Annotated in this window: 18 protein-coding genes and 2 tRNA genes; 13 read left to right on the top strand and 7 right to left on the bottom strand. The window is 40.7% G+C overall.

Features of this window, described 5'->3' with window-relative positions; translation table 11 throughout:
* Positions 1–59 precede the first annotated feature (59 nt).
* Together BST97_RS10585 and pdhA are read right to left on the bottom strand one after the other, a co-directional pair.
* A complete protein-coding gene (locus BST97_RS10585) occupies positions 60–1,778 on the bottom strand; it encodes a pyruvate dehydrogenase complex dihydrolipoamide acetyltransferase (protein WP_085767206.1) in 1,719 nt (572 codons plus the stop codon).
* 4 nt (positions 1,779–1,782) lie between these two features.
* Positions 1,783–2,781 (bottom strand): pyruvate dehydrogenase (acetyl-transferring) E1 component subunit alpha, encoded by a 999-nt coding sequence (pdhA, locus tag BST97_RS10590; RefSeq protein WP_085767207.1) that lies wholly within the window; start codon positions 2,779–2,781, stop codon positions 1,783–1,785.
* Here pdhA and BST97_RS15830 point away from each other — a divergent pair.
* Positions 2,768–2,944, top strand: coding sequence for a hypothetical protein (locus BST97_RS15830; RefSeq protein ID WP_157111616.1), 177 nt, complete (start codon positions 2,768–2,770; stop codon positions 2,942–2,944). The genes pdhA and BST97_RS15830 overlap by 14 nt on opposite strands.
* An 84-nt stretch (positions 2,945–3,028) precedes the next feature.
* Here the strand turns inward: BST97_RS15830 and BST97_RS10595 are convergent, their stop codons facing one another.
* From BST97_RS10595 to porU, 3 genes are read right to left on the bottom strand one after another with little or no spacing between them, the layout of a single operon-like run.
* On the bottom strand, positions 3,029–3,511 hold the full coding sequence (locus tag BST97_RS10595) for a cytidine deaminase (RefSeq protein ID WP_085767208.1): 483 nt from the start codon (positions 3,509–3,511) through the stop codon (positions 3,029–3,031).
* Position 3,512: 1 nt separating this feature from the next.
* Positions 3,513–4,667, bottom strand: a complete 1,155-nt coding sequence (gene porV, locus BST97_RS10600) for a type IX secretion system outer membrane channel protein PorV (RefSeq protein ID WP_085767209.1) — start codon at positions 4,665–4,667, stop codon at positions 3,513–3,515.
* A gap of 28 nt (positions 4,668–4,695) precedes the next feature.
* Complete coding sequence (porU, locus tag BST97_RS10605) at positions 4,696–8,544, bottom strand: type IX secretion system sortase PorU (RefSeq protein WP_085767210.1); 3,849 nt, start codon at positions 8,542–8,544, stop codon at positions 4,696–4,698.
* 194 nt (positions 8,545–8,738) lie between these two features.
* Here porU and gldJ point away from each other — a divergent pair, with 194 nt between their 5' ends.
* The 12 genes from gldJ (at position 8,739) to BST97_RS10665 (ending at position 20,131) form a co-directional block, all read left to right on the top strand.
* Positions 8,739–10,427 carry a gliding motility lipoprotein GldJ gene (gene gldJ / locus BST97_RS10610; protein ID WP_085767211.1) on the top strand — a complete coding sequence of 563 codons (1,689 nt, stop codon included), beginning with the start codon at positions 8,739–8,741 and terminating at the stop codon, positions 10,425–10,427.
* A gap of 65 nt (positions 10,428–10,492) precedes the next feature.
* Complete coding sequence (locus BST97_RS10615) at positions 10,493–11,740, top strand: UDP-N-acetylmuramoyl-tripeptide--D-alanyl-D-alanine ligase (protein WP_085767212.1); 1,248 nt, start codon at positions 10,493–10,495, stop codon at positions 11,738–11,740.
* Between the two features lie 66 nt (positions 11,741–11,806).
* A tRNA-Phe gene (locus BST97_RS10620) sits at positions 11,807–11,879 on the top strand.
* A 48-nt stretch (positions 11,880–11,927) separates the two neighbouring features.
* Positions 11,928–12,002 (top strand) — tRNA-Val (locus BST97_RS10625).
* A gap of 13 nt (positions 12,003–12,015) precedes the next feature.
* The gene (locus tag BST97_RS10630; RefSeq protein ID WP_085767213.1) at positions 12,016–12,744 is read left to right on the top strand and encodes a type III pantothenate kinase; all 729 of its coding nucleotides are present in this window, start codon (positions 12,016–12,018) and stop codon (positions 12,742–12,744) included.
* Positions 12,741–13,991: a porin family protein gene (locus BST97_RS10635; RefSeq protein WP_085767214.1), complete on the top strand. Its 1,251-nt coding sequence runs from the start codon at positions 12,741–12,743 to the stop codon at positions 13,989–13,991. The genes BST97_RS10630 and BST97_RS10635 overlap by 4 nt, the downstream gene beginning before the upstream one ends.
* 13 nt (positions 13,992–14,004) lie before the next feature.
* Positions 14,005–15,363: a thioredoxin domain-containing protein gene (locus tag BST97_RS10640; RefSeq protein WP_085767215.1), complete on the top strand. Its 1,359-nt coding sequence runs from the start codon at positions 14,005–14,007 to the stop codon at positions 15,361–15,363.
* Between the two features lies 1 nt (position 15,364).
* Positions 15,365–15,952 (top strand): LPS export ABC transporter periplasmic protein LptC, encoded by a 588-nt coding sequence (gene lptC, locus BST97_RS10645; RefSeq protein ID WP_085767216.1) that lies wholly within the window; start codon positions 15,365–15,367, stop codon positions 15,950–15,952.
* Positions 15,945–16,136, top strand: a complete 192-nt coding sequence (locus BST97_RS10650; RefSeq protein ID WP_085767217.1) for a hypothetical protein — start codon at positions 15,945–15,947, stop codon at positions 16,134–16,136. The genes lptC and BST97_RS10650 overlap by 8 nt, the downstream gene beginning before the upstream one ends.
* Positions 16,137–16,142: 6 nt before the next feature.
* Positions 16,143–17,414, top strand: a complete 1,272-nt coding sequence (locus BST97_RS10655; protein WP_157111618.1) for a hemolysin family protein — start codon at positions 16,143–16,145, stop codon at positions 17,412–17,414.
* A 224-nt stretch (positions 17,415–17,638) separates the two neighbouring features.
* The gene (locus BST97_RS10660) at positions 17,639–19,750 is read left to right on the top strand and encodes a peptidylprolyl isomerase (protein WP_085767218.1); all 2,112 of its coding nucleotides are present in this window, start codon (positions 17,639–17,641) and stop codon (positions 19,748–19,750) included.
* A gap of 135 nt (positions 19,751–19,885) precedes the next feature.
* Complete coding sequence (locus BST97_RS10665; protein ID WP_085767219.1) at positions 19,886–20,131, top strand: hypothetical protein; 246 nt, start codon at positions 19,886–19,888, stop codon at positions 20,129–20,131.
* 11 nt (positions 20,132–20,142) lie between these two features.
* Here BST97_RS10665 and BST97_RS10670 read toward each other — a convergent pair whose 3' ends face one another.
* Together BST97_RS10670 and BST97_RS10675 are read right to left on the bottom strand one after the other, a co-directional pair.
* On the bottom strand, positions 20,143–21,072 hold the full coding sequence (locus BST97_RS10670) for a DUF58 domain-containing protein (RefSeq protein WP_085767220.1): 930 nt from the start codon (positions 21,070–21,072) through the stop codon (positions 20,143–20,145).
* 91 nt (positions 21,073–21,163) lie between these two features.
* Positions 21,164–22,255, bottom strand: coding sequence for a CNNM domain-containing protein (locus BST97_RS10675; protein WP_085767221.1), 1,092 nt, complete (start codon positions 22,253–22,255; stop codon positions 21,164–21,166).
* Between the last annotated feature and the right edge of the window lie 62 nt (positions 22,256–22,317).

Genomic DNA, 22,317 nt, shown 5'->3' on the forward strand with positions numbered 1-22,317 from the left:
TAACAACAAAAAAGCCCTGAACAATACATCCAGGGCTTCCTAATCAATTTGAATTATGCTTAAACGTACATCACAATAGGATTCTCGATATACGACTTGAATGTCTGTAGGAACGCTGCTCCCGTTGCACCGTCCACCGTTCTGTGATCGCAGGCAAGAGTTACTTTCATAACGTTTCCTATCACCATCTGACCGTCCTTAACCACAGGTTTCTGTACGATCGCACCTACTGACATGATTGCCGAGTTAGGCTGATTGATAATGGAGGTAAATTCAGTAATTCCAAACATTCCCAAGTTAGAAATGGTGAATGTACTGCCTTCCATTTCCTTGGGCTGTAGCTTTTTGTTACGAGCTTTACCGGCAAGCTCCTTCACTTTTGCGCCTATTTGCTGCATGCTCATTTGATCTGCAAACGGCAATACAGGAACCAGAAGACCATCTTCAACTGCGACAGCAACCCCTACGTGAATGTGCTTAGCAACAATTGTATTTTTATCAGTCCATTGCGTGTTTACCTTAGGGTGTTTTCTAAGTGCCATCGCCGCTGCCTTGATCACCATGTCATTAAAACTGATCTTGGTATCTGGAAGCTCGTTGATCGCCTTGCGGCTGGCAATAGCATTATCCATATCCAGATCGAGTCCCAAATAATAATGAGGCGCTGTAAATTTAGACTGACCCAATCGCTTGGCGATGGTTTTACGCATTTGGGAATTAGGTATCTCCTCAAACGATTCTTCTCCCACTGGCTGGTATGAAGGTGCACCAGCGGCTGAACCTGAATTAGCAGAAGGTGTATAGTTTTCAATATCGCTTTTTACGATACGCCCATTCTCACCAGAACCTTGTACATCGCTCAGTTTGATGCCTTTTTCTTCAGCCATTTTCTTAGCAAGAGGCGAGGCAAAAACACGACCGGAATCGTTGCTTGAACTTTGCTTTTGGGCAGGTTCCGTAGTTTTCTTTGGTTCTGATTTTTGAGCTTTAGGCTCTTCTTTCTTCTCCTCTTTATTTTTTTCTTTAGGCTCCGATTTTCTGGATTCTTTCTTTTCTGTTTTGGCAGGTTTATCGGCAGAATCAGTATTGATGTTTGAGACATCAGTTCCTTCTGGACCCAGAATGGCTAGCAAGGCATCCACCTTTGCGGTTTCACCTTCTTGAATTCCTATCTTAAGCAGTGTACCACTTTCAAAAGACTCAAATTCCATGGTGGCTTTATCGGTCTCAATTTCAGCGAGAATATCGCCTTCTTCAACTTGATCACCTTCTTGTTTTAACCAGGTGGCCACCGTACCTTCTTCCATGGTATCGCTCAAGCGTGGCATGGTAACAATTACAACACCTTCTGGCAAGTCCTCACTCCCGCTTGCATCATCATTTGATTCTTCAGATTCAGATTCTTTCTCTGAATCGTCTTCATCTGACTCCTGATCTTCTGAGTCATCTTCAGAGTCAGAGTCGGTGTTCTCTTTCTTGTTCTCTGAATCATCATTAGAATCAGATCCCTTACCATCCAGCAAGTTAGAAATGTCTTCTCCCTCTTCTCCGATTATGCAGAGTAATTGATCTACGGGAGCCGTCTCACCTTCTTGAACACCTATGTGAAGAAGCGTTCCCTCAGAAAAGGACTCAAACTCCATAGTTGCTTTGTCAGTCTCGATTTCGGCAAGGATATCGCCTTCTTCAACTTTATCTCCTACTTGCTTTAACCAAGTTGCCACCACACCTTCTTCCATGGTGTCGCTCAGCCTGGGCATGTTTATGATTTCTGCCATCTAATTAAAGTTTTGCGGGTAAAAATGGGTAATCTTCTTGCTCGTATACTGCATCGTACATCACAGAAGTTTCTGGGAATGGTGACTCCTCTGCAAACTTCTCACATTCTGCGACGCGTGATTTTACTCTCTTATCGATCTCCTTGATATCAGCTTCTGCAACATCGTGCTCGCTCATCAAGCGTTCTTTCACCTGCGTGATAGGATCAATTTTTTGATACTCAGCCACCTCATCTTTAGTACGGTATTTTTGAGCGTCACTCATGGAGTGCCCTCTATACCTATAAGTCTTCAATTCTAAGAATGTAGGACCTCCACCGTTACGCGCTCTCTCGATGGCTTCATGCATCGCTTCAGCCACCTTTTCAGGATCCATGGCGTCTACTGGTCCACATGGCATCTCATAACCCAGACCCAGCTTCCATATATCAGTATGGTTTGCAGTACGAGCCACACTGGTACCCATGGCATAACCGTTATTTTCTACACAAAATACAACCGGTAGATTCCATAACATGGCGAGGTTGAATGTCTCATGTAAAGAACCCTGACGCGCCGCACCATCACCAAAGAAGGTAAGTGTAACATTGTCACGATCGTGATACTTGTCACCAAAAGCGATACCCGCTCCCAGAGGAATTTGTCCTCCCACGATTCCATGCCCTCCGTAAAAACGGTGCTCTTTTGAGAAAATATGCATGGAACCACCCAGACCTTGAGAGGTCCCGGTAGCTTTACCGTAGAGCTCAGCCATTACACGCTTGGGGTCTTCTCCCATTCCTATAGGCTGTACGTGGTTACGGTAGGCCGTGATCATTCTATCTTTAGTAAGGTCCATGGCGTGGAGCGCTCCTGCTAGAATCGCCTCCTGACCATTATAAAGGTGTAAAAAACCTCTTACTTTTTGTTGAATGTAAACCTGTGCGAGCTTGTCCTCAAACTTTCTCCAGAAGAGCATCTCTTCGTACCAGTTGAGCAAAACGTCTTTTGTGACTTTTTTCATTGATCGTATTATTTGTAATCAAGAGCCTTCTCAGTGCCATTTTTCAGGAAGCGGTGGTCTTTTAGGTTACGCTTTCGCGAAAGCGAGAACCCATCAACCACTAACAGCCTACAAACACGTACCGTTCAGGCAAAAAACGAATAACAAAAGTAGACCAAAATAAGAGAAACAAAAACACCTATTGCCTTAAAAAGCTCTTATAGTTTGAGCTGAAATGCAGGTAATTGCGTAAGAAAACGTTTGCGTATTACAAATAATCCCTGTCAAAAATCAGTGGCAGCAGATCACTGATCGAGCCTGCACGCATGACAGCGCCTTGAGTTCCCATGAAAAGAATTTCAATAGGTTGTTGTTGATTATTCTCAAATTCAGCAATGGATTGACGGCAAGAGCCGCAAGGCGGTACGGGTTTGTCAAAGCTTCCATCAAGCGGTCCAGCTGTGATAGCCAGCTTCTTGATAATCTTACCTGGATGGTTTGCTCCTACCGCAAAAATAGCCACTCGTTCGGCACATAATCCTGAGGGATAAGCGGCGTTTTCTTGATTATTTCCTTCTACGACCGTTCCGTCTTCAAGTAATATGGCACAACCAACGCCAAAATTTGAATAAGGCGCATAAGCTCGTAATCTCGCCTCTAGGGCTTGACGTAACAATAATTGATCGTTTTGAGGAAGCTCTTCTATACCCTCAAAGTGATCCAGCGTAGTATGTAGGTTTATTTTTTTGATACTAGTACTCTAAATACTCATCACCAAACTTGAACGTGAGTCCAAATCTCAAAGTTCCTTCAAGTGGGCTTTTGATGCGGCTAGTCGAGAATAGATAGGAAAGATCAATACCTATGCTTGAAAATTCAAAGCCCGTTCCCAGGGCAAGAAATTTACGCGCCCCCTTTTCATCAGACTCGTTGAAGTAGCCCGTGCGCAATGCAAATACGTCATCATAAGTGTACTCTGCACTCAGTGCCCAGGTGAACTCCTTTAATTCTTCAGAAAATCCTCCTGGCGCATCGCCAAAAGATTGGAAAATTCCATTGATGAAGGTCACATCATCATCTTCACCCTCAATGATTTCACCATTTTCATCTCTGATAGGTGGCGTGGGAACAAGTAGCTTATTAACCTCAGCAGTAACGCCTATTTTACTGTAGCCGTCATTAAGAATGAAATCAAAACCACCTCCCAATGCTAAGTTAGTTGGTAAGAAGTTTTCTTGACCACCTTCATCATATTGAATCTTAGGTCCTATGTTGCTAAGATTAAATCCACCCCTCCAGCGACCATTAAAATCTGCGTAAGCTGTTTCTTCAGATTGATAATAACCTGAAATATCCACGGCAAAGCTATTTGCTGCACTGGCATCGTTATCTACTCCTTGAATGCGTAAATCAGATCTTAAAAAACGACCCGTTACAGCCATACTAAATTGCTCAGCCAGTTTCAAAGAATAAGTTGCGTCGAGTATGAACTCATTAGGATTTTCTGTTCTGCCTGGATCATCCGGTCCAGTTGTTAGATTAATTTCCCCTAGGCTAAAATACCTAAGACTTGCAGCGAAAGCTCCTTGTTCATTGATACGGTTTGAGTAAACTAATTGAGCAATCGCGATATCGTCCACAAGATTCCCTAGATAAGGCGTATAGGCAACACCGAAATTCTGTTGTCTTAGCGAGAAACTATATTTAGCTGGATTCCATTGTTGAGACCAAGCGTCTGAGCTAGTTGCTACCCCCATATCACCTAGACCCGCTGCTCGAGGATCTCCGGCGATTCGCAAAAATGGCAGAGCTGTGGTAATTACTCTAGTATCATTGTTAGTCTGTGCATTGCTACGTCCCACAAAGGCAAATGCCGCTGCGATGCTTAGTACTAAAATCTTCTTCATCGATGATTTTTAAGGGTTGCAAATATAATTAAAGGATGACCAACTTCTCGATCTTGCTAGCGCTTTGGTTTGTTAACGTGGATTTTACGTGAATCTTATACACATAAACTCCTTTTCCCAGTCGTTGTCCAAAATCATCTCTGCCATCCCAAGTGATTTCTCTTGAAGTGAAACCTGTGGTGGTCACATTTTGAACTGTACTCCATACGACCTTTCCAGAAATGGTCATCACCTGAACCTGCACGTCCAGTGGCTCAAATGGTCTATTATGATTGAACCAGAACTCAGTGTAATTATTAAATGGATTTGGATAATTTAGAACTTTCGTAAGCTCTACGCCTTCAGACTCAGACACTACAAATTGAATATCTGACTCGACACTATTATTATGAGTATCCCACGCTTTTACCGTAAGTGTGTGAAGACCCGGCTCAATGTCTCGTAATGGGAAATAAACCTGTCCACTGGTAAAGTCATCTACTGCAGCCTCGTAATAATCATTCAGAATAAATGGATTTGCATCATCACCATCAAGAACTCCAGTAATATCGTGGCCTATGCCGCTAGAGGTATTGATTCCATTATCATCATTGAGCAGTGCAAGTAAAAAAGGACTGTCATCTGTAATTCCACCATTCACAAAATTAGTATCGTTCATATAAAGCTGGATTTCTGGCCCTACATTATCCTCTGGAGCGTTCCTATCGATTCCCCCTATAAGGATGTCTTGAGAGAAACCATTCTGGTCTTCTGCAACATTATTACGCTTTGCATAAAAAGACACCCTACCATTTCCTACTGGTATTTGAGTATCTCTGGGCATCACAAAGCTGACTTCAAAGCTTCCATCTTCAACCGTCGCCTGACCTCTAAACAAAACCTCCCCTTGTTGTTCAAAATCAATTTTAATCAAGTCACCCGCGTCGTCTCTTATATTATCATTTGCAAGGGTTTCACGATCTATAGCTTTATCAAACAGGGTAATGTTTGCAATACCTTGGTAATTTTGAATACGGTTACCATCCAGACCACGCACCTCACCGCCTAACGTCACATTAGCTAAAGCCTGTAAAACATCAGTGTTAGAATCTATCGGGTTTCCATTGATGGTTGTTAGAACTATTTCAGGTTTTGGTAAGGCAATCTTTAGTGCTGGATCCCCTATAAAGGCGATGACTCGCTTATTGCTGTCGCTGGCTAGACTCGGATCGACCTTGGCCAGCCGTAAAGCCTCTGCCATGGACACGGGCTCAACGTTATCATAAGCAAAAAGATACTCATCCAGAACCTGATTAAGCCCTGCACCGGTACTGATAAAAATCAATCGATTTGTCGCGACCGTCCCGATTGATCCACCTCGTGGATTTAAATAAAGTTTTTCCCCACCACTTACTCTGAGTGGATTATCATATCGACTGAAGTCACAGGTTACAGCGATCATCAAGGGTAGCCTGTCGGGATGGCGGTAATCCTCAACTCCAGACTGGGTAATAATAAATTCCCTTGCCAGTCCATCTTCATTCCCGTGTCCGAAATAATTGATTACTAAAGAGCCTAATTCAAAAGCATTTTCAATATCTTCTACCGCATCTGGATAGCGTGGCCCGCCAGCGCTTGAGACTTGATCATAACTGTCCAGTAAGATTTTCTGAACGTTGTAAACAGGACGATTTCGTGTAATCTCATCTCCCAGTTCATTCACATTTACCTGGAGAATTGCATCACCACTTTCATCCACATCATCTCCTATAAGCGTGACTCTGTTTCTCCACGCATCAAAAGCAGGTTCACTAGTGTATCTAACGATCTTGTCCACCATCTCCCTAGCTTCAGTCTGATTGCTTACAATCATTCTACCCACGGCTAGATCCATGAGACTGTTAGATAGTCTTCCCTCACCATCATCCATCATTACAAAAAAATCATCTGTACAATAGCTGCTTACTAATGAAGAACTATTTGATGACAAGAAGGTAGGAACGATATTATCTCTTATAGTAATACGGTTCTTGTAGTCAAAGCTCGCATCACCAAACATATTTAAATATCTTACTCTACGCGATGGATCAGAAGCGTTGTCGTAGATATATTTAATAAAATTTCTAATAGCTGCAATATCTTGAACACCTTCTGAGAACTCTCTGTAAATGTCTGAGAGCAATACCACCTTTGTATTTAAGTTATTGTTCTCGATGTGATAGTTTGCAAGGCGCTGAGCTTCTGATCTCAAAAAGCTTGGCGTAACAATTATGTAGTCCAAGTCTTTGAAGTCTCCATTGCGATCTAGAAAAATAGTTCCTTTAAGATTAGAATTTGACACTCTTGCATCAGCCGGAACTGATGGCGTAATGAAGTCATTGTTTGCTACGGTGTGAAATAGATTTTGACTCTCTGGATCTACTTTGATTATAAAATTACTCTCAGCATCGTTGTTGGGATACGTAGTAATATTCCAGCGATCTGTAATGTCCCAGATTTCATTTATGACTGCTGCATTTGTGATTTCAAACTCCACAGGACCAGCAGAACTAGCCACATCGAGGTTTCTGAATTGAAATTGACCTAGGCTACCATCAAGGCGCTGCGGGACATCCAGCCAAATATAATCCAGATAAGCTCTTGAACTGGGGTTTCCATTATTTTCATAAGATACCTCAACGGTCAGCTCACCATTAGATGTCGTTAGATTATTATTTACAACAACAGTATGACTTCCAGCTATATTCCTAGAAGATCCATTCAAATTTCTTAAGCCCAGTAAATTTCCTGAACCTATAGCTTGACCATTTAAATTTGAACTGAAAGATGTAGTAACATCACTTACCGCAGCAAAAGCTACTCGAGCTCTGGTAGGCTGTTCAGCGACCACATTTTCTGCATTAAAAGTGAAACTTTGTTCTGGTTCAAAACCAAAACTTTCCCCTACCCAGCGACGTCCCAGCTGTCCATAATTCACCTGATCGATTTCATGGTGTTTTCTTGAGTGGTAATAGTCATAACTAGCTACCGCATTTGCTGATGGCAACGGACTGTTAGATATTCTTTTGCCTTCTGCTCCTTGAATGTTTATGTAATAATAAGACTCGTCAGTATAGGGGTTTATGAAACTATCGTTCTCACTTACGTATTCAGAATCAGTAGCTGTTCCGTAAAATAAAACCGCATCACCGCTGTCAAAATTACCGTCCTCTTCCCCTATAACCCTTATGGCAAGTTCTGGTGGATCAAAGAATTGATCCTCACCATTGATCAAGGATAGCGAGGTTCCTCCATGCCCATATACTTTTATACGACGTGGGTCTAAACTGCCTACATCAATACCTAAATTAGAAAGAAAACTACGGGTCATGCGTTGCACTCCAGTTTCAGTAACTCTCACGCGATACCACTCACCTATAGCCAGCACCGAGTTTCCATATTCTCCACCTCTCTTAAAATTTTTGGTTTGCAAGAGAGCTTCGTAGGAATAGTCAAACGACAATAACCGGCGATAAGAGTTTCCGTCCTTATATATAGGAGTAGCCGTAATGATTTTATAGTTACGCTTTCGCGAAAGCGTGTTCCTCACAGAAATCTGTAACGAAGAAGGAATATTGTTCAACGCCAAGTCCCTCAACTCAGATTTTATTATCCGTTCAGACTGTACATTCTTAACCTCAAACGTTGAGGGATCAACTAACCCTCCTTTTTCTATCACCTTAGAAAATTCCAAAGTCTCGCCATTAAAAATCATCCCATTTCTGAAGCCAGGAACAACTGTTGTATTAGAACCTATGGTATAGGACTTAGCCTCAGTCCAGTCTAGTCTCACTGTACCATTTTGTGCGCAAATGTAGAGTGATGATAATAGCGATATTAAAACAAGGTAGGATCTCATAAATAAGGTAACGAGAATAGCTCTGTGTTATTATGGGTATGGATAGATGTTAAAGTTCAAATCTATGATAATATCACAGGAGACAAACCGTTTATCTATTTGAAATAGTAAAATTTTAGGTAATTATCAACAGATAAAGTTTTGATTTATACCGAAAATATTATATTGCACCTCTTTTTACAAACATTTTCAAGATGAACAAATTCACAGCCTTGAGATCTTTATCAGCCGTTCTAGCAGCAATCGCGCTAGTTGCATGCGGTGGCGGTAATGATTACACGACCACTTCCAGAGGAACAGGATGGGATGTAACTGGTAGAGATGGTGGTTTTGAGCTTAAGACTAAATATAAAGAACAGGAGACAGGTCCTGGACTTGTTTTTGTTGAAGGCGGAACTTTCACCATGGGTAGAGTCAAAGACGACCCAATGCACGACTGGAATAACACTCCTAATCAGCAGCACGTACAGTCATTCTATATGGATGAGACTGAGGTGACTAATGGGATGTACGCTGAGATGTTATATTGGATCAAGGAAACTTTCCCACCAGAGGATGAAGAATATAGAAATATTTACAATGGAGCCGTTCCAGATACATTAGTTTGGAGAAATAGATTAGGTTTTAACGAGCAACTTGTAAAAGACTATCTGAGACATCCAGCTTATCAAAACTATCCTGTAGTAGGTGTAACTTGGATCCAGGCGGTTGAATACGCTTCTTGGAGAACTGATCGTGTGAACGAGAAAATATTAAACCGTGAGGGTTATACATCTAAAGACGCCCTAACTAATCAAGAGCCAGGTTCTACTTTCAATACTGAAACTTATTTGAACGCACCTACATTAACTTATGGTGGTGACGAAGAAAAGATCAAAGGAGGGAAACGTTCTGAGCAATTACAAAAGCAAAGAGAAAAACGCGTTGCAAAGAGTGGTGATGGCACGGGAGAAGCAACTGGACTTTATGTTACCCGTTCAGAAGGAATTATTCTACCAGACTACCGCCTTCCTACAGAGGCTGAGTGGGAATATGCAGCACTTGCTCTTGTAAGCGTTAGAGAATACAATTCTTACAGAGGACGTAAGAAATTTCCATGGGATGGTCAATATACGCGCAGTGGTAGCCGTAGAAATCTAGGTGAACTTGTTGCTAACTTCAAACAAGGTGATGGTGATTATGGTGGTATCGCTGGATGGAGTGATGATGGGGCAGACATTACAGCTGAGGTTAAAACGTACAAACCAAATGATTTTGGTATTTATGAAATGGCAGGTAACGTTTCAGAATGGGTAGCAGATGTGTATCGCCCAATCATAGATGATGATTTCAGTGACTTTAACTACTATAGAGGTAATGTCTATACTAAAAATAAAATAGGTCCTGATGGAATGATAGCTGTTGTAAGCGCTGACTCTATTCCTTACGATACTTTATCAAATGGAAAAGTAATAGCTAGAGCTTTACCAGGTGAGATTCAAGAAATTCCTATCACAGAAGAGGAGTCTCGTTTTAGAACCAACTATAACCGTAGTGACAACGTAAACTTCAGAGATGGAGATATCGAGTCTAGTAGATACTTCGGTGATTCTAATAAGGCTCTAGCTGAAGAAAACAGAATGTACGACAGTCCAGTGAGACAAGTTGAGGTGGATTCTCTAGGAATTAACGCTAAAATTGATCCTTCTGCAAAAAGAACTACCCTCATTGACAATCAAGTAAGAGTTTACAAAGGTGGTTCATGGAGAGATAGAGTTTACTGGTTAGACCCAGCTCAAAGAAGGTTTTACCCTCAAGACATGGCTCGTGATGATTTAGGCTTCCGTTGTGCTATGTCTAGAGTAGGATCAAAATCTCAAAAAGGCAAACGCCCAAGAGGATAAATTCTATTAAACAATTTTTAAATGCCCTTCTTTTTTCAGAAGGGCATTTTTTTTACATTTCATTTATGAAAAAGCTATACGACCTATTCATCAATTCTAAAGGCATAAGCACAGATACTCGGTCGCTTGAAAAGGGGCAATTCTTTTTTGCGTTGTCAGGAGAAAATTTTAATGCAGATGCTTTTGTTAACGAAGCTTTGAGCAAAGGAGCTTCACATGTGGTGTGCACAGATCCCAATTTTAATAATAACCCTCAAGTTACGGTGGTAGAAAACGCTCTGACAACACTGCAAGAACTAGCAGGTTACCATCGCCAGAATTTCAGCTTTCCGATAATTGCGTTGACTGGTAGTAATGGGAAAACAACAACTAAAGAGCTGATCCTAAATGTACTTTCCCAAAAACTAAAGGTCAAAGCCACTATAGGTAATTTCAACAACCATATAGGAGTACCTTTAACGCTTCTAAGTTTTCCAACCGATCTTGACGCAGGAATCGTAGAGATGGGCGCTAATCATCAAAAAGAAATAGCAGAGCTGTGCAAGATCGCTAAACCTGACATCGGGATGATAACAAACTACGGTAAAGCACATATGGAAGGCTTTGAAGGCATTGAGGGAATTAAGAAAGGAAAAAGTGAGATGTATGATTTCTTACGCGAGAATTCTGGCAAAGCGATTGTTGCAACTTGGGATCAAGAGCAAGAGATGAGGTCTCAAGGTATAGACAGATATTTTACCACCTCAAAAGCAAATCTCAACAAGATTGATCCCTTTATCAATTTGGACTATGAAGATATAAATGTCTCAACCCACCTTACCGGTGCTTATAATTACCATAATATTCTATTTGCCATCACCATAGGTGAATACTTCGGATTATCATCTGAACAAATTAAAGACGGTATAGAAGGTTATATACCATCAAATAACAGGTCTCAAATTATCAATAAAACTGATCTCAAAATCATACTGGATGCTTACAACGCTAACCCTAGCAGCATGAGTGTCGCATTAGAAAACCTTGCTAAACAGGATGTCGATCATAAAATTGCTATTCTCGGCGACATGTTTGAATTAGGAGAATATAGTCAGGAAGAGCATCAAAAAATAGCCGATCTTTCTGAGACTCTTTCTATAGATCGTACTATTTTGATTGGTCAGCAATTCTACAAGACCATAGGAAACCAAGAAAGATTTGAAAACTTTGAAGATTATTCTAAGAGGTATAGAAACCATAAACTAAAAGGCTTAATTTTAATAAAGGGCTCACGAGGCATGAAGCTCGAGAGATGTCTTGAATTATTTGATTAAAAAAATCGGTTTTTTAATGTTTGAATTCTATAAAATTGTTACATTTGCAACCGCTTTAGAGCAAAAGGTACCTTAGCTCAGTTGGTAGAGCAAAGGACTGAAAATCCTTGTGTCCCTGGTTCGATTCCTGGAGGTACCACAAAAACCCGATCACTTGATCGGGTTTTTTGTTCAAAGCAATAAAAATGTGGGATTAGCTCAGTTGGTTTAGAGCGTTACGTTGACATCGTAGAGGTCGCTGGTTCGAATCCAGTATCCCACACTATCTAGAAAAAATGATTCTAGCCATAGACATAGGCAACACCCGCAGCAAAATTGCCTTGATGGATTCTGAAAATCCTTTAGGAGTCCTAACCCTACCGCATCAAGAACTTATTGAGCAAATAGAAAACTTATGCTCAGAGAAGAAAATTCACACGGTCGCTCTATGCTCAGTAAATATGATCGATGCTACGCTTTTAGATAGACTGGCAACTATAGCTGATATTTTCCAAGTGAGTATAGATAACAAAATGCCATTTTCCAATAATTACAAGAGTAACACTTTAGGAAATGACCGCATTGCTTTAGTCTCTGGAGCGATGGGAATGAGCCAACCTCATGAGCCATTACTGATCATTGACGCAGGAACCTGCATCACCTATGACTACTTAGACACAGAACAAGTGTATCAAGGAGGTGCGATATCTCCAGGACTATCAATGCGATACAAAGCCCTACATACTTTTACAGCTAAACTGCCGTTAGTAGAAGCAACAAATAAACCATCAACCATCGGTACAACAACTATTGAATCGATTCAAAGCGGTGTTCAAAACGGAGCAGCCATGGAAATAGACTCGATGATAGATTTCTATTTGAGTAGAGATCCAAATCTTAAGATTTTCCTAACAGGAGGCGACGCTCCGCTATTGTCCGAACAGTTAAAAAATCGTTTCTTTGCCGCTCCTAATTTGACACTTAGCGGGATATATAATTTGTACCAGATCAACAAGAACACATGATTAGAAGTTTTCTTTTTACGATAGCCATTATGATAGGATTTCTAGGCTACTCGCAATCTCGTACATCCTCACCCTACTCATTTTACGGTATAGGTCAGCAAACCTTCAAAGGGACTATTGAAAATAGAGCTATGGGAGGTTTGAGCACTTTTACAGACAGTATTCATGTCAACCTGAGAAACCCAGCAGGTTACGGTAAACTCAGGCTTACCACCTATACTGTGGGAGCTGTACATACAGAAACCTGGGCGTCAACTGATGATCTCAATGGTACTTATGACGCGACAAGTATTGAGTATGTAAGCATAGGTATACCGCTGGGGAAGAAATTTGGTATGGGCTTCGGTGTCATTCCTTTCAAATCAGTAGGATACGAAATAGGTGACCGCACTGAAGACACGTACACTAACTTCTTTGGTGAGGGAAGTGTCAATAGAGCCTATTTCGGATTAGGTTATACTCTTTCTGATGAGATAACCCTAGGTGGTGAATTTAGGTACAACTTTGGAACAGAGCGCAATTCATCAAGCGTTGCTTTGTCAAACGTTCAGTTTGGGACTAATCAGACTAACGAGGTTGATTTCTCAGGTGCATCTTTCAATTTTGGCTTGCATTATCAAAAAATGCTCAACGATAAATACGAGATTCAAGCCAGTGCCATTTACAGTCCTTCAAATGACTTAACCGCTGAAGGGAACAGAAATACAGGCCTTTTTAGACTGAACAGTGATTTCTCTGAAACCTTATTCAATGTGCGCGAGGGAGAGAGCTTCCGCGAGAAGCTAGAGCTGCCATCGAGCCTGACGGTAGGTTTTAATTTTGGGAAGCCATTAAAATGGTCTCTAGGTGCAGAGTACAGCTTTCAAGAGGAAAGCTCATTATCCTCTCGCAGCTTTGTGCCTAACGGCGCAAACTTTACCTCGGCAAGTTCTTACCGTTTGGGTGGATTTCTTGTACCTGATTACAACAGCATCACAAGCTACTGGGATCGTGTTACTTATAGAGCTGGTTTACGTTATGAAGAGAATGGCCTAAACATCAATGGTCAAGACATCAATGAATTTGGCATATCTTTTGGGATGAGTCTACCCGTGGGACGCAGATCTGGTTTTTCAAATGCGACTTTCGGCCTTGAATATGGGCAAAGAGGAACAACCAGTGGCGGGCTGATCAAGGAAGATTTTTTATCTCTAAGTATAGGTCTCTCGTTAAACGATCGCTGGTTCCAAAAAAGAAAATATAACTAAGAAATAAATTGACATGAAATTCAAGAATTCTATAGTTCTCGTTGTAGCTGTTTTTAGTTTCGCTTTCGCGAAAGCGCAAGACGATATGCAATGCCGACAAATGTTGAGCATCTACGCAGAAAACGCAAAAGCTAAGCTGTACGATGAAGCATATAAACAACTTCCCCAACTAGTAGAAAACTGCCCAAAATTGAGTGCAGCGATCTACCAGTACGGCGAGCGTATCTATGAACACCGTTTGAAAAAGAAGGTAGGTACTGAAAAGGAAAATGCTGACGGCTTAATCAAAATGCTTGATGCACAAATCACCATGTTTCCTGACAAGGTAAACGATGCTAAAAAGACCATAGAAAAAGCTATGGCTATGTATAAATACAACATCGGCACGCACGATGAGGTATTTAATATTTTAGATGGTGTCTTTAAAAATGACCGTGAGAACTTTACAGATCCACGAGGAATGATGACGTACTTCAAACTTGCTGAGGAGCGTTACAATGAAGGTAAAATGACCCTTCAGGAACTGTTTGACATTTATGATGCATTAACTGAGCAAATTGATTCTTTACTAAACGAGCGTTCTGAAGTCATTCAAAAATTGAATGAAAAAGAAGCAGAAAGTGAACTCACTGATAAAGAAAAGAAAGAAATCAAGAATCAGGAAATCAACCTCAAAAACTATGGAATCGTAAAAGGCTCAGTAAATGGAACGTTAGGCGCTCTAGCTGACTGTGACAAATTAATACCTCTTTATGATGTAGAATTTGAAAACAAAAAAACAGATAAAAACTGGTTGAGTAATGTACTGGTAAGACTTCAAAAGAAAGATTGTACTGATGACCCACTTTACATCAAGTCTGTAAAAGCTCTTCATGACATCAATCCTAGTGCAAAAACAGCTTATGGTCTAGGTAACATTGCTGAGTCAACTGCTGAGAAATTCAAATACTGGGATCAAGCAATTGAACTAGGTGTGGATAACGATTTAAAATCTGCTATTCACTACAAAAAAGGTAACGTTTATAAAGGTCAAGGTGCCTATTCAAAAGCAAAGAGAGAATATATTCTTTCTAATCAGGCTAAGCCTTCTTTTGGGATGCCTTACCTGAAAATTGCTGAAATGATCGCAAAAAGTGGAAATAACTGTGGAGCTACACCTTTTGAAAAGAGAGCGATCAACTGGTTGGCGGCTCGTTATGCGCGTAAAGCAGCAGCGGTAGATCCATCAATAAGAAGCACAGCAAACAAATATGCTGAAAGTTATAATGGTACTGCTCCAAATACGAGCGAAATCTTCATGGATAAAAAATATAACCAAGGAGACACCATTACCTTTAACTGCTGGGTAGGAGAATCAGTACGTATACCATAAGATGAATTTTACAAAACATCCAAGTTTTATCATGATCACGGCACTAGCCGTGATCTGTTTTTTGGCATCTTGTGAGGGCAACCTCAAAGAAGTCCAGAAGATGGAGCTTTCTTCAAACGAGCCTATCGGAGAAGCAGAAAACATGCTGTTGAAGTATTCTGATAGCGGCTCAATCAAAATGACTTTGAAAGGAAAAAAAATGCTAGACTTTAGCAATGACGCTTTTCCCTACACGCATTTTCCAGAAGGTATCTACGTAGAGCTGTTCAATAAAAAAGACACTACAAAAACCACTATCGTCGCAGATATCGCAACTGTATATGACATGACAGACATCATCGACCTTCAAGGCAACGTGATTGTAAAAGATAGTGACGGTAATACCTTGATGGGAGAACAGTTGTTTTTTAATCAAAGCGATAAATGGATTTTCACAAACGATAGATTCCGTACCTTTCTTGTAAATAATGACACGGGTGGGGAATTTGGTAAAACCTCAGGAATACGATTTGATGCAGATCAGGATCTCAATAATGCACAAGTAGGTGAACCAGACGATCAGTTCATTAACAACAATACAAATGAGTAAGTTTTTTAAATATTTTGAGTACGCATACATCGTTTTTGCACTAATTTTCATCGGTACAGCGATATATGAGTATAATATCTCTCCCAACAGATCCTACATGCTTTTTGCGATGGGGATCGTGGCAATACTTATGTTTTTCTTCAAAAGACGTTTTAGACGTAGATTTGAGGAGCGTAACAAATAAACTCGCGTGACCGAGCAAATCATCACCATTATTGCGATGCTCATATTGAGCGCTTTTTTTTCTGGTATGGAGATCGCTTATGTGTCTTCAAACAAGATTCATATTGAGCTGGAAAAACGCCAGGGAGATATTATAGGTCGTATATTAGGTAGACTTACGGCCAGACCGTCCAAGTTTATCATTACCATGCTTATAGGGAACAGCATTGCACTGGTAATCTACGGCTTTGCTATGGGTGATTTGCTCACGCACCAACTGGCTCAGCATTATCCCTCTCTCGCATACGGTTTTGAAGGTTTACTTACCCAAACCGTAATTTCAACTCTGGTAATTTTGCTAACGGCAGAATTCCTGCCCAAGGTGTTCTTTCAAATCTACTCAAACGAGCTGCTCAAGTTCTTTGCTTTACCAGCATATCTGTTTTACATATTGTTCTCGAGTTTATCGTGGTTATGCATTAAGATTTCAGACTTTTTCTTGAAGACCTTTTTTAAGACTGATGGAGACCCCATTCAGCTCACATTTTCCAAGATGGAACTGGGGAACTACATCACAGAACAAATGGAAAGCGCCCAAGAGCAGAAGGAAGTGGACAGCGAGATCCAGATTTTTCAGAATGCTCTCGACTTTGGTGGGTTGAAGGCTCGTGAGGTTATGGTGCCGCGTACTGAGATTGTGTCGGTTTTACTGGAAACCAGTATTAAGGATTTAAGCAAAAAGTTTGTCGCAACGGGTCTGTCTAAAATTGTAGTACACAACGAGACCATTGACGATATTGTAGGTTATGTGCACAGCTTTGATCTGTTCAAAAGTCCAGAAGAAATCAAGGATATTCAGCGTACGGTAATCAATGTCCCAGAAACCATGCTTGCAAAAGATGTGCTGAATCTATTGATCAAACGTCACAAAAGCATCGCGATCGTGCTGGACGAGTATGGAGGTACCAGTGGGTTAATCACCGTTGAGGATATCGTTGAAGAATTACTCGGAGAGATTGAAGATGAGCATGACTCAGACATCTTTATCGATTCTCAAATCTCTGAAACAGAGTACAAGTTCAGCGCCCGATTAGAAGTAGATCAGGTAAATGAGAACCACAAACTAGACCTTCCAGAAAGTGAGCATTATGAGACTATAGGTGGTTTAATTGTTCATGAAACCGAAGGAATTCCTAAGGAAGGCGAGGAAGTCAGTATAGAAAACTACACCTTTACCATTCTCGAGACTTCTAACAATAAGATCGATTTGGTACATCTTAAAATCGAGGAACCCGATTAAATTATAGCGACCTGTTCTAGTGAAAAGATTTTTGAGGATCTCGCTTTCGCGAAAGCGTAAAAGCCACTCGCAACAGTTCATAATTTGTACTTAAGCTCTTGATTGAGGCGCTCGCTTCATACCAGAAGCAGATACCTATCGTTAAAATCAAACAGAGTGGGTTCATGAACCTTTAATAATTAGGCGGAAAGGGTTATTTTCGCCGTCTTAAAATTTCTTAAAAAATGGCAGTATTAGGCAAAATCAGAAGTCAAGGAGCGATCTTGATCCTAGTGATCGCGCTTGCCCTATTTGCATTCATAATTCAAGGAGTACTTACCAGCAGTGGTCAGTCGCAAAGTGATGCGATAGGATATGTGGGTGATGCTGAAATCAACCAGAGGACCTTTGCACGCATGGTGGATAACACTCAACGTCAAAGAGGCGGTCAAATGACCACTATTCAAGCTGTAAACAGTGTTTGGGAACAAATGGTGCGTAGTGCCGTGCTTGACGAGCAAATGGAAGCCGCCGGTATCGAGGTGACTGATGAAGAAGTTGCTGAAAGAGTGAAAGCTTCCTACCGCAACAATCCACAGTATCAAAACGCTGATGGTAACTTTTCTGAATCCAAGTTTGCTGCATTTGTAAAGCAAATGGAAACCGGAAATGCTGATGTATGGAATGATTACATCCAGCAAATGGCTGATGCCGCTAGACAAGAAAAGTTCTTCAATCTATTGAAATCGGGAATCGTAGGAACAAATGCTGAAGGTGAGATGGATTACCGCATGGCAAACGACAATCGCAGTTTCCAGTACGTACAGATTCCATATTCTTCTATTCCAGACTCAACGGTTGAAGTAACTTCTGGAGAGATACAGAAGTACATGAACGATCACAAAGAACAGTTTAAAACTGATGCACAACGTGACATCGAGTATGTTCTTTTTAAAGATGAGGCTTCAACTGAGGATCTAGCTGAAATGAGAAAGCAACTTTCCCTAAGAAAGTCCATGGACAACTCAACTTATAACGTTAACACAAATCAAGCTGAGGAAATCCCTTCTATACAAGATGCAGAGGACAAGCAAAATTATGTGAACAGGTTCTCAGATGTTCCTTACGATGGAACGTGGATGGTGGAGAGCAAATTATCCGCTGCACAAAAGAATGTAGGAGGCGATTTTGAGAAGGGAAGCGTTTTTGGTCCCTACCAGGATAATGGTTACATGAAATTATCCCTTGTTGAAGACAAGAGAACCATCATGGACAGCGTGTACAACCGTCACATTCTTGTTGCTTATGCTGGTGCACAAAGATCTACGGCAACACGTACAAAAGAAGAGGCTCAAGCAACTGCTGATAGTATATTTGATCTGATAGGTCAGAGTAAATCTAAGTTTGACTCTAAGTTTGAGTATTTTGAAGAAAATACGGAGCTTGCAAAAGGTGAAGATCTTGGCTGGACAGTGTATACTAAAAATGCCAATTCACTTGCCGAAGGTTACCGCAACTTCTTATATGAAAATGAAGAAGGAACGATCGGTATTGCAGAATCTACTTTTGGTTACCACATCATCAGACTGGATGAGACTACCAGCCCAATTGATCAGATCAAGCTTGCTACGATTGCTAATAAGATCGGTTCTTCTAAAGAAACCGGGAAGAAATTATTTACCAAGTCTGTGAAGTTTCAACAAGCTGCTGAGTCAGGTGACTTTAATGCTCTAGCTGAGGAAAATGAAGTTATTGTAAAGCCGGTAAAAAACTTGAAGCCGCTGGATGAATCTCTGCCAGGAGTAAAGAAAAACCGTCAGATTGTAAAGTGGGCTTTTGATGGTGAGCGTGAAATAGGTGACATAGAGCGTTTTGAAACTACTGAAGGATACATTATCGTAAAACTTACCGCTAAGCGCAAAGAAGGTATCAAAACGACCCAAGAGGCTAGCTCAACTGTTACTCCTATTCTTAGAAAAGAAAAGAAGGCAAAAATGATCATGGATAAGATCACTAACACTGAACTTCAAGCCATCGCAACTGCTCAAGGGCAAACGGTTAAAAGTGCCAGCAAAGTAAACCGCAAGAATCCAGACATTCCAGGTCCAGGTTCTGAGCCTATGGTTGTGGGAACTGTTTTTGGTTTGGATCAAGATGAGACTTCTAAACCTATCGCAGGTGAGAGCGGTGTATTTGTAGTAAAAGTTACAGCTATAGAAGATGCACCAGACCTACAGAACTACAGTTCTAATGCTAAGCAAATCGCTACAAGAACAGCAAACCAGTCTACAACGCAACTCGTTGAAGCCTTGAAAAAGTCAGCTGAAATTGAAGACAATCGCGATGAGTTCTATTAGAATTTACAACCTCTAGAATACATGAGCCTCATAATTAATTTATGGGGCTTTTTTATTGAATTTTTTAGGTAAAAATCTGTTAATCAGATTAAATACACTCTAAAGTATAATACTTTTCACCCAAATTAATTCATTATGAAAAAGTCAATTTTAAGCATTCTATTTCTTTCATTAACCCTTGTTTTTGCTGTAAGCTGCCGAGACGTGGATGATAAAGAAACCGCTCAAGAAGAGGAAGTTGAAGCGCTTATCGAAGATGCTGATAACGTAGAGGTAAAAGAAGATAAGCTAAAACTTGAAAGCCCAGACGGATCTGAAATTAAAGTAAAATACGATGAAAACGGAGAAATTGAAAAGGTAAAGACTGACGATAACTCGTAATCTTCAACATTTTATTTAAACATCTGACGTTCCAGTAGAAAAGTGGTCAAGACTACATTGAAGTTTTGATTAATATCTACTGGAACGTATTTTATTCTATACTGACCACAGCGCACTTTTAATTCGTTGAAATAACGAGTTACCGCTTCTCTGTAAGCATCTTTTACATTATCTGCATAAAGATTGATCTGCTCTCCAGTCTCGACATCAGTATACTTTGTAGGTTTGTTTGAGAAATCAAAATCAATTTCAGTAAACTTGTCGTAAGTGTGAAACAATACCACATCGTGTTTGTTATACTTTAAATGCCGCAACGCCTCAAACATCTCGTCTTGAGCTTTATCGCTTTGAAACATATCTGTGAATAGAAAGACGAGAGATCTGCGTTTTAAATTTTCAGCGATCTGATGAATATAGGCATAGGTATCGGTATTGGATTGTTTTTTTTCATCGTTCAAAACCGCGCTCAGTTCGTGCAGTAACATATTATGATGGCGATCGCTACCTTTTTCTGGAGCAAAATACTCGTAGGAATCTGAATAGATACTGAGTCCCACCGCATCACGCTGCTTTTTTAATAAGTTCATAACTGCAGCACATGCCAAAGCGCTAAAACCTATCTTATTTAGCTTATCTAAACTTTGTGTTTTGAGTTTGGGATAATGCATGGAGGCACTATTGTCTAAAATGAGATGACACCTAAGATTAGTCTCCTCATCATAACGCTTTGTGTATAGTTTATCTGTTTTGGCGTAAAGCTTCCAATCGATGTGACGCGTACTCTCGCCCGGATTGTAGATTTTATGTTCTGCAAACTCGGCACTGAAACCATGGAACGGCGACTTATGCATACCGCTTATAAAACCTTCTACTACTTGGCTTGCAAGTAGGGCGAGATTTTGAAAACCTGTGGTATTGTTGAGTTGCTTATTGAAATCCATGATCTGGATAGATTAATTTGAATGGTTACGCTTTCGCGCCGTGCCGTCGGCAAGCCTATGGCGGCCGATGGAAAGCGGAATAAATCAAAAGCTAAGACCCTTGAGAAGGCTCTTGAATGTTCTGACGTTTAGCGCGTTTTTCCCAATTCTTACGAGCCAATAACTGCATATCTTCTACATTATCGCTCTCATCCATGATCTCAAGTCCCAACATGGTTTCTATAATGTCCTCCATAGTAGCTACCCCTTGAACATTTCCATACTCATCTACCACTAGGGACAAATGCTCCTTTGTAGCGATCATTTTTTCAAAAAGCTTTGGTATGGGCATATCAATCGGCGCAATGGCAATCTCTCGTTTAAGGTCTTTGAGCGTTTCTGCAGGCTTATCATGAATGATATCTTCTAGGATATGGTCTTTGAGAACATACCCCTTTACATCATCTCTATTGTCGCCATATATAGGAATGCGAGAGAATCTAAGTTCCTTGTTCTGCTCAAAAAACTCTTTGATCTTAGTATCTTGTTGTGCCATAAACATTACCGATCGTGGTGTCATCACATCCTGCACTAGAATATTATTGAAATTCATCAAACTCTTGATGTACTGCCCCTCACTAGGTTCAAAAACACCATCTTGGTGGGCGGTTTCAGTAATAGCGACAAAATCCTCGCGTGTCATTGTATTCATGTGAGCGCTTTTTCCTATTGCTTTAGTGGTGAGCTGCAGCAACCATAATATCCCGGAGTACTTAAGAAACACTACCATGATTTGCAACACTCTCGTGGAAAATCCAGCAAGCGATTGCCAGTAGGTGGCGCCTATCGTTTTAGGGATGATTTCTGAAAGTACCAAAATTAAGACCGTCATGATTCCAGAAACGACACCTACCATAGGAATTCCCCATAAATAATCAGGATAGCCTTCCTGAACGATCGCTTCTGCTTGAACACCCACGAGAATCGCACCTACCGTGTGTGCGAGCGTATTGAGGGTAAGAATCGCGATAAGAGGCTTATCTACATCTTCTTTAAGGCTTCGCAACGTGTCTACATAACTGGCACCTTCTTGTTCTTTTACTTTGATGAACGTGGGATTGATACTTAGAAGAACTGCCTCAAGGATGGAACACAAAAAGGAAAAAAATATCGATATGATCGCATAGATGATCAGTAAGCCCATGGGTTGTTTTTTTGTAAAAATAGGGAAATGGCTGTGAGAATACTCACACCTTAATGTTTCTT

It is taken from the genome of Nonlabens spongiae (assembly GCF_002117125.1).
GTDB classification, from domain to species: Bacteria; Bacteroidota; Bacteroidia; order Flavobacteriales; family Flavobacteriaceae; genus Nonlabens; species Nonlabens spongiae.

Coding starts and splice junctions, on each gene's coding strand:
- BST97_RS10585 (WP_085767206.1), bottom strand. CDS start 1,778: ATGGCAGAAATCATAAACATGCCCAGGCTGAGCGACACCATGGAAGAA.
- pdhA (WP_085767207.1), bottom strand. CDS start 2,781: ATGAAAAAAGTCACAAAAGACGTTTTGCTCAACTGGTACGAAGAGATG.
- porV (WP_085767209.1), bottom strand. CDS start 4,667: ATGAAGAAGATTTTAGTACTAAGCATCGCAGCGGCATTTGCCTTTGTG.
- porU (WP_085767210.1), bottom strand. CDS start 8,544: ATGAGATCCTACCTTGTTTTAATATCGCTATTATCATCACTCTACATT.
- gldJ (WP_085767211.1), top strand. CDS start 8,739: ATGAACAAATTCACAGCCTTGAGATCTTTATCAGCCGTTCTAGCAGCA.
- BST97_RS10615 (WP_085767212.1), top strand. CDS start 10,493: ATGAAAAAGCTATACGACCTATTCATCAATTCTAAAGGCATAAGCACA.
- BST97_RS10630 (WP_085767213.1), top strand. CDS start 12,016: ATGATTCTAGCCATAGACATAGGCAACACCCGCAGCAAAATTGCCTTG.
- BST97_RS10635 (WP_085767214.1), top strand. CDS start 12,741: ATGATTAGAAGTTTTCTTTTTACGATAGCCATTATGATAGGATTTCTA.
- BST97_RS10640 (WP_085767215.1), top strand. CDS start 14,005: ATGAAATTCAAGAATTCTATAGTTCTCGTTGTAGCTGTTTTTAGTTTC.
- lptC (WP_085767216.1), top strand. CDS start 15,365: ATGAATTTTACAAAACATCCAAGTTTTATCATGATCACGGCACTAGCC.
- BST97_RS10650 (WP_085767217.1), top strand. CDS start 15,945: ATGAGTAAGTTTTTTAAATATTTTGAGTACGCATACATCGTTTTTGCA.
- BST97_RS10660 (WP_085767218.1), top strand. CDS start 17,639: ATGGCAGTATTAGGCAAAATCAGAAGTCAAGGAGCGATCTTGATCCTA.
- BST97_RS10665 (WP_085767219.1), top strand. CDS start 19,886: ATGAAAAAGTCAATTTTAAGCATTCTATTTCTTTCATTAACCCTTGTT.
- BST97_RS10670 (WP_085767220.1), bottom strand. CDS start 21,072: ATGGATTTCAATAAGCAACTCAACAATACCACAGGTTTTCAAAATCTC.
- BST97_RS10675 (WP_085767221.1), bottom strand. CDS start 22,255: ATGGGCTTACTGATCATCTATGCGATCATATCGATATTTTTTTCCTTT.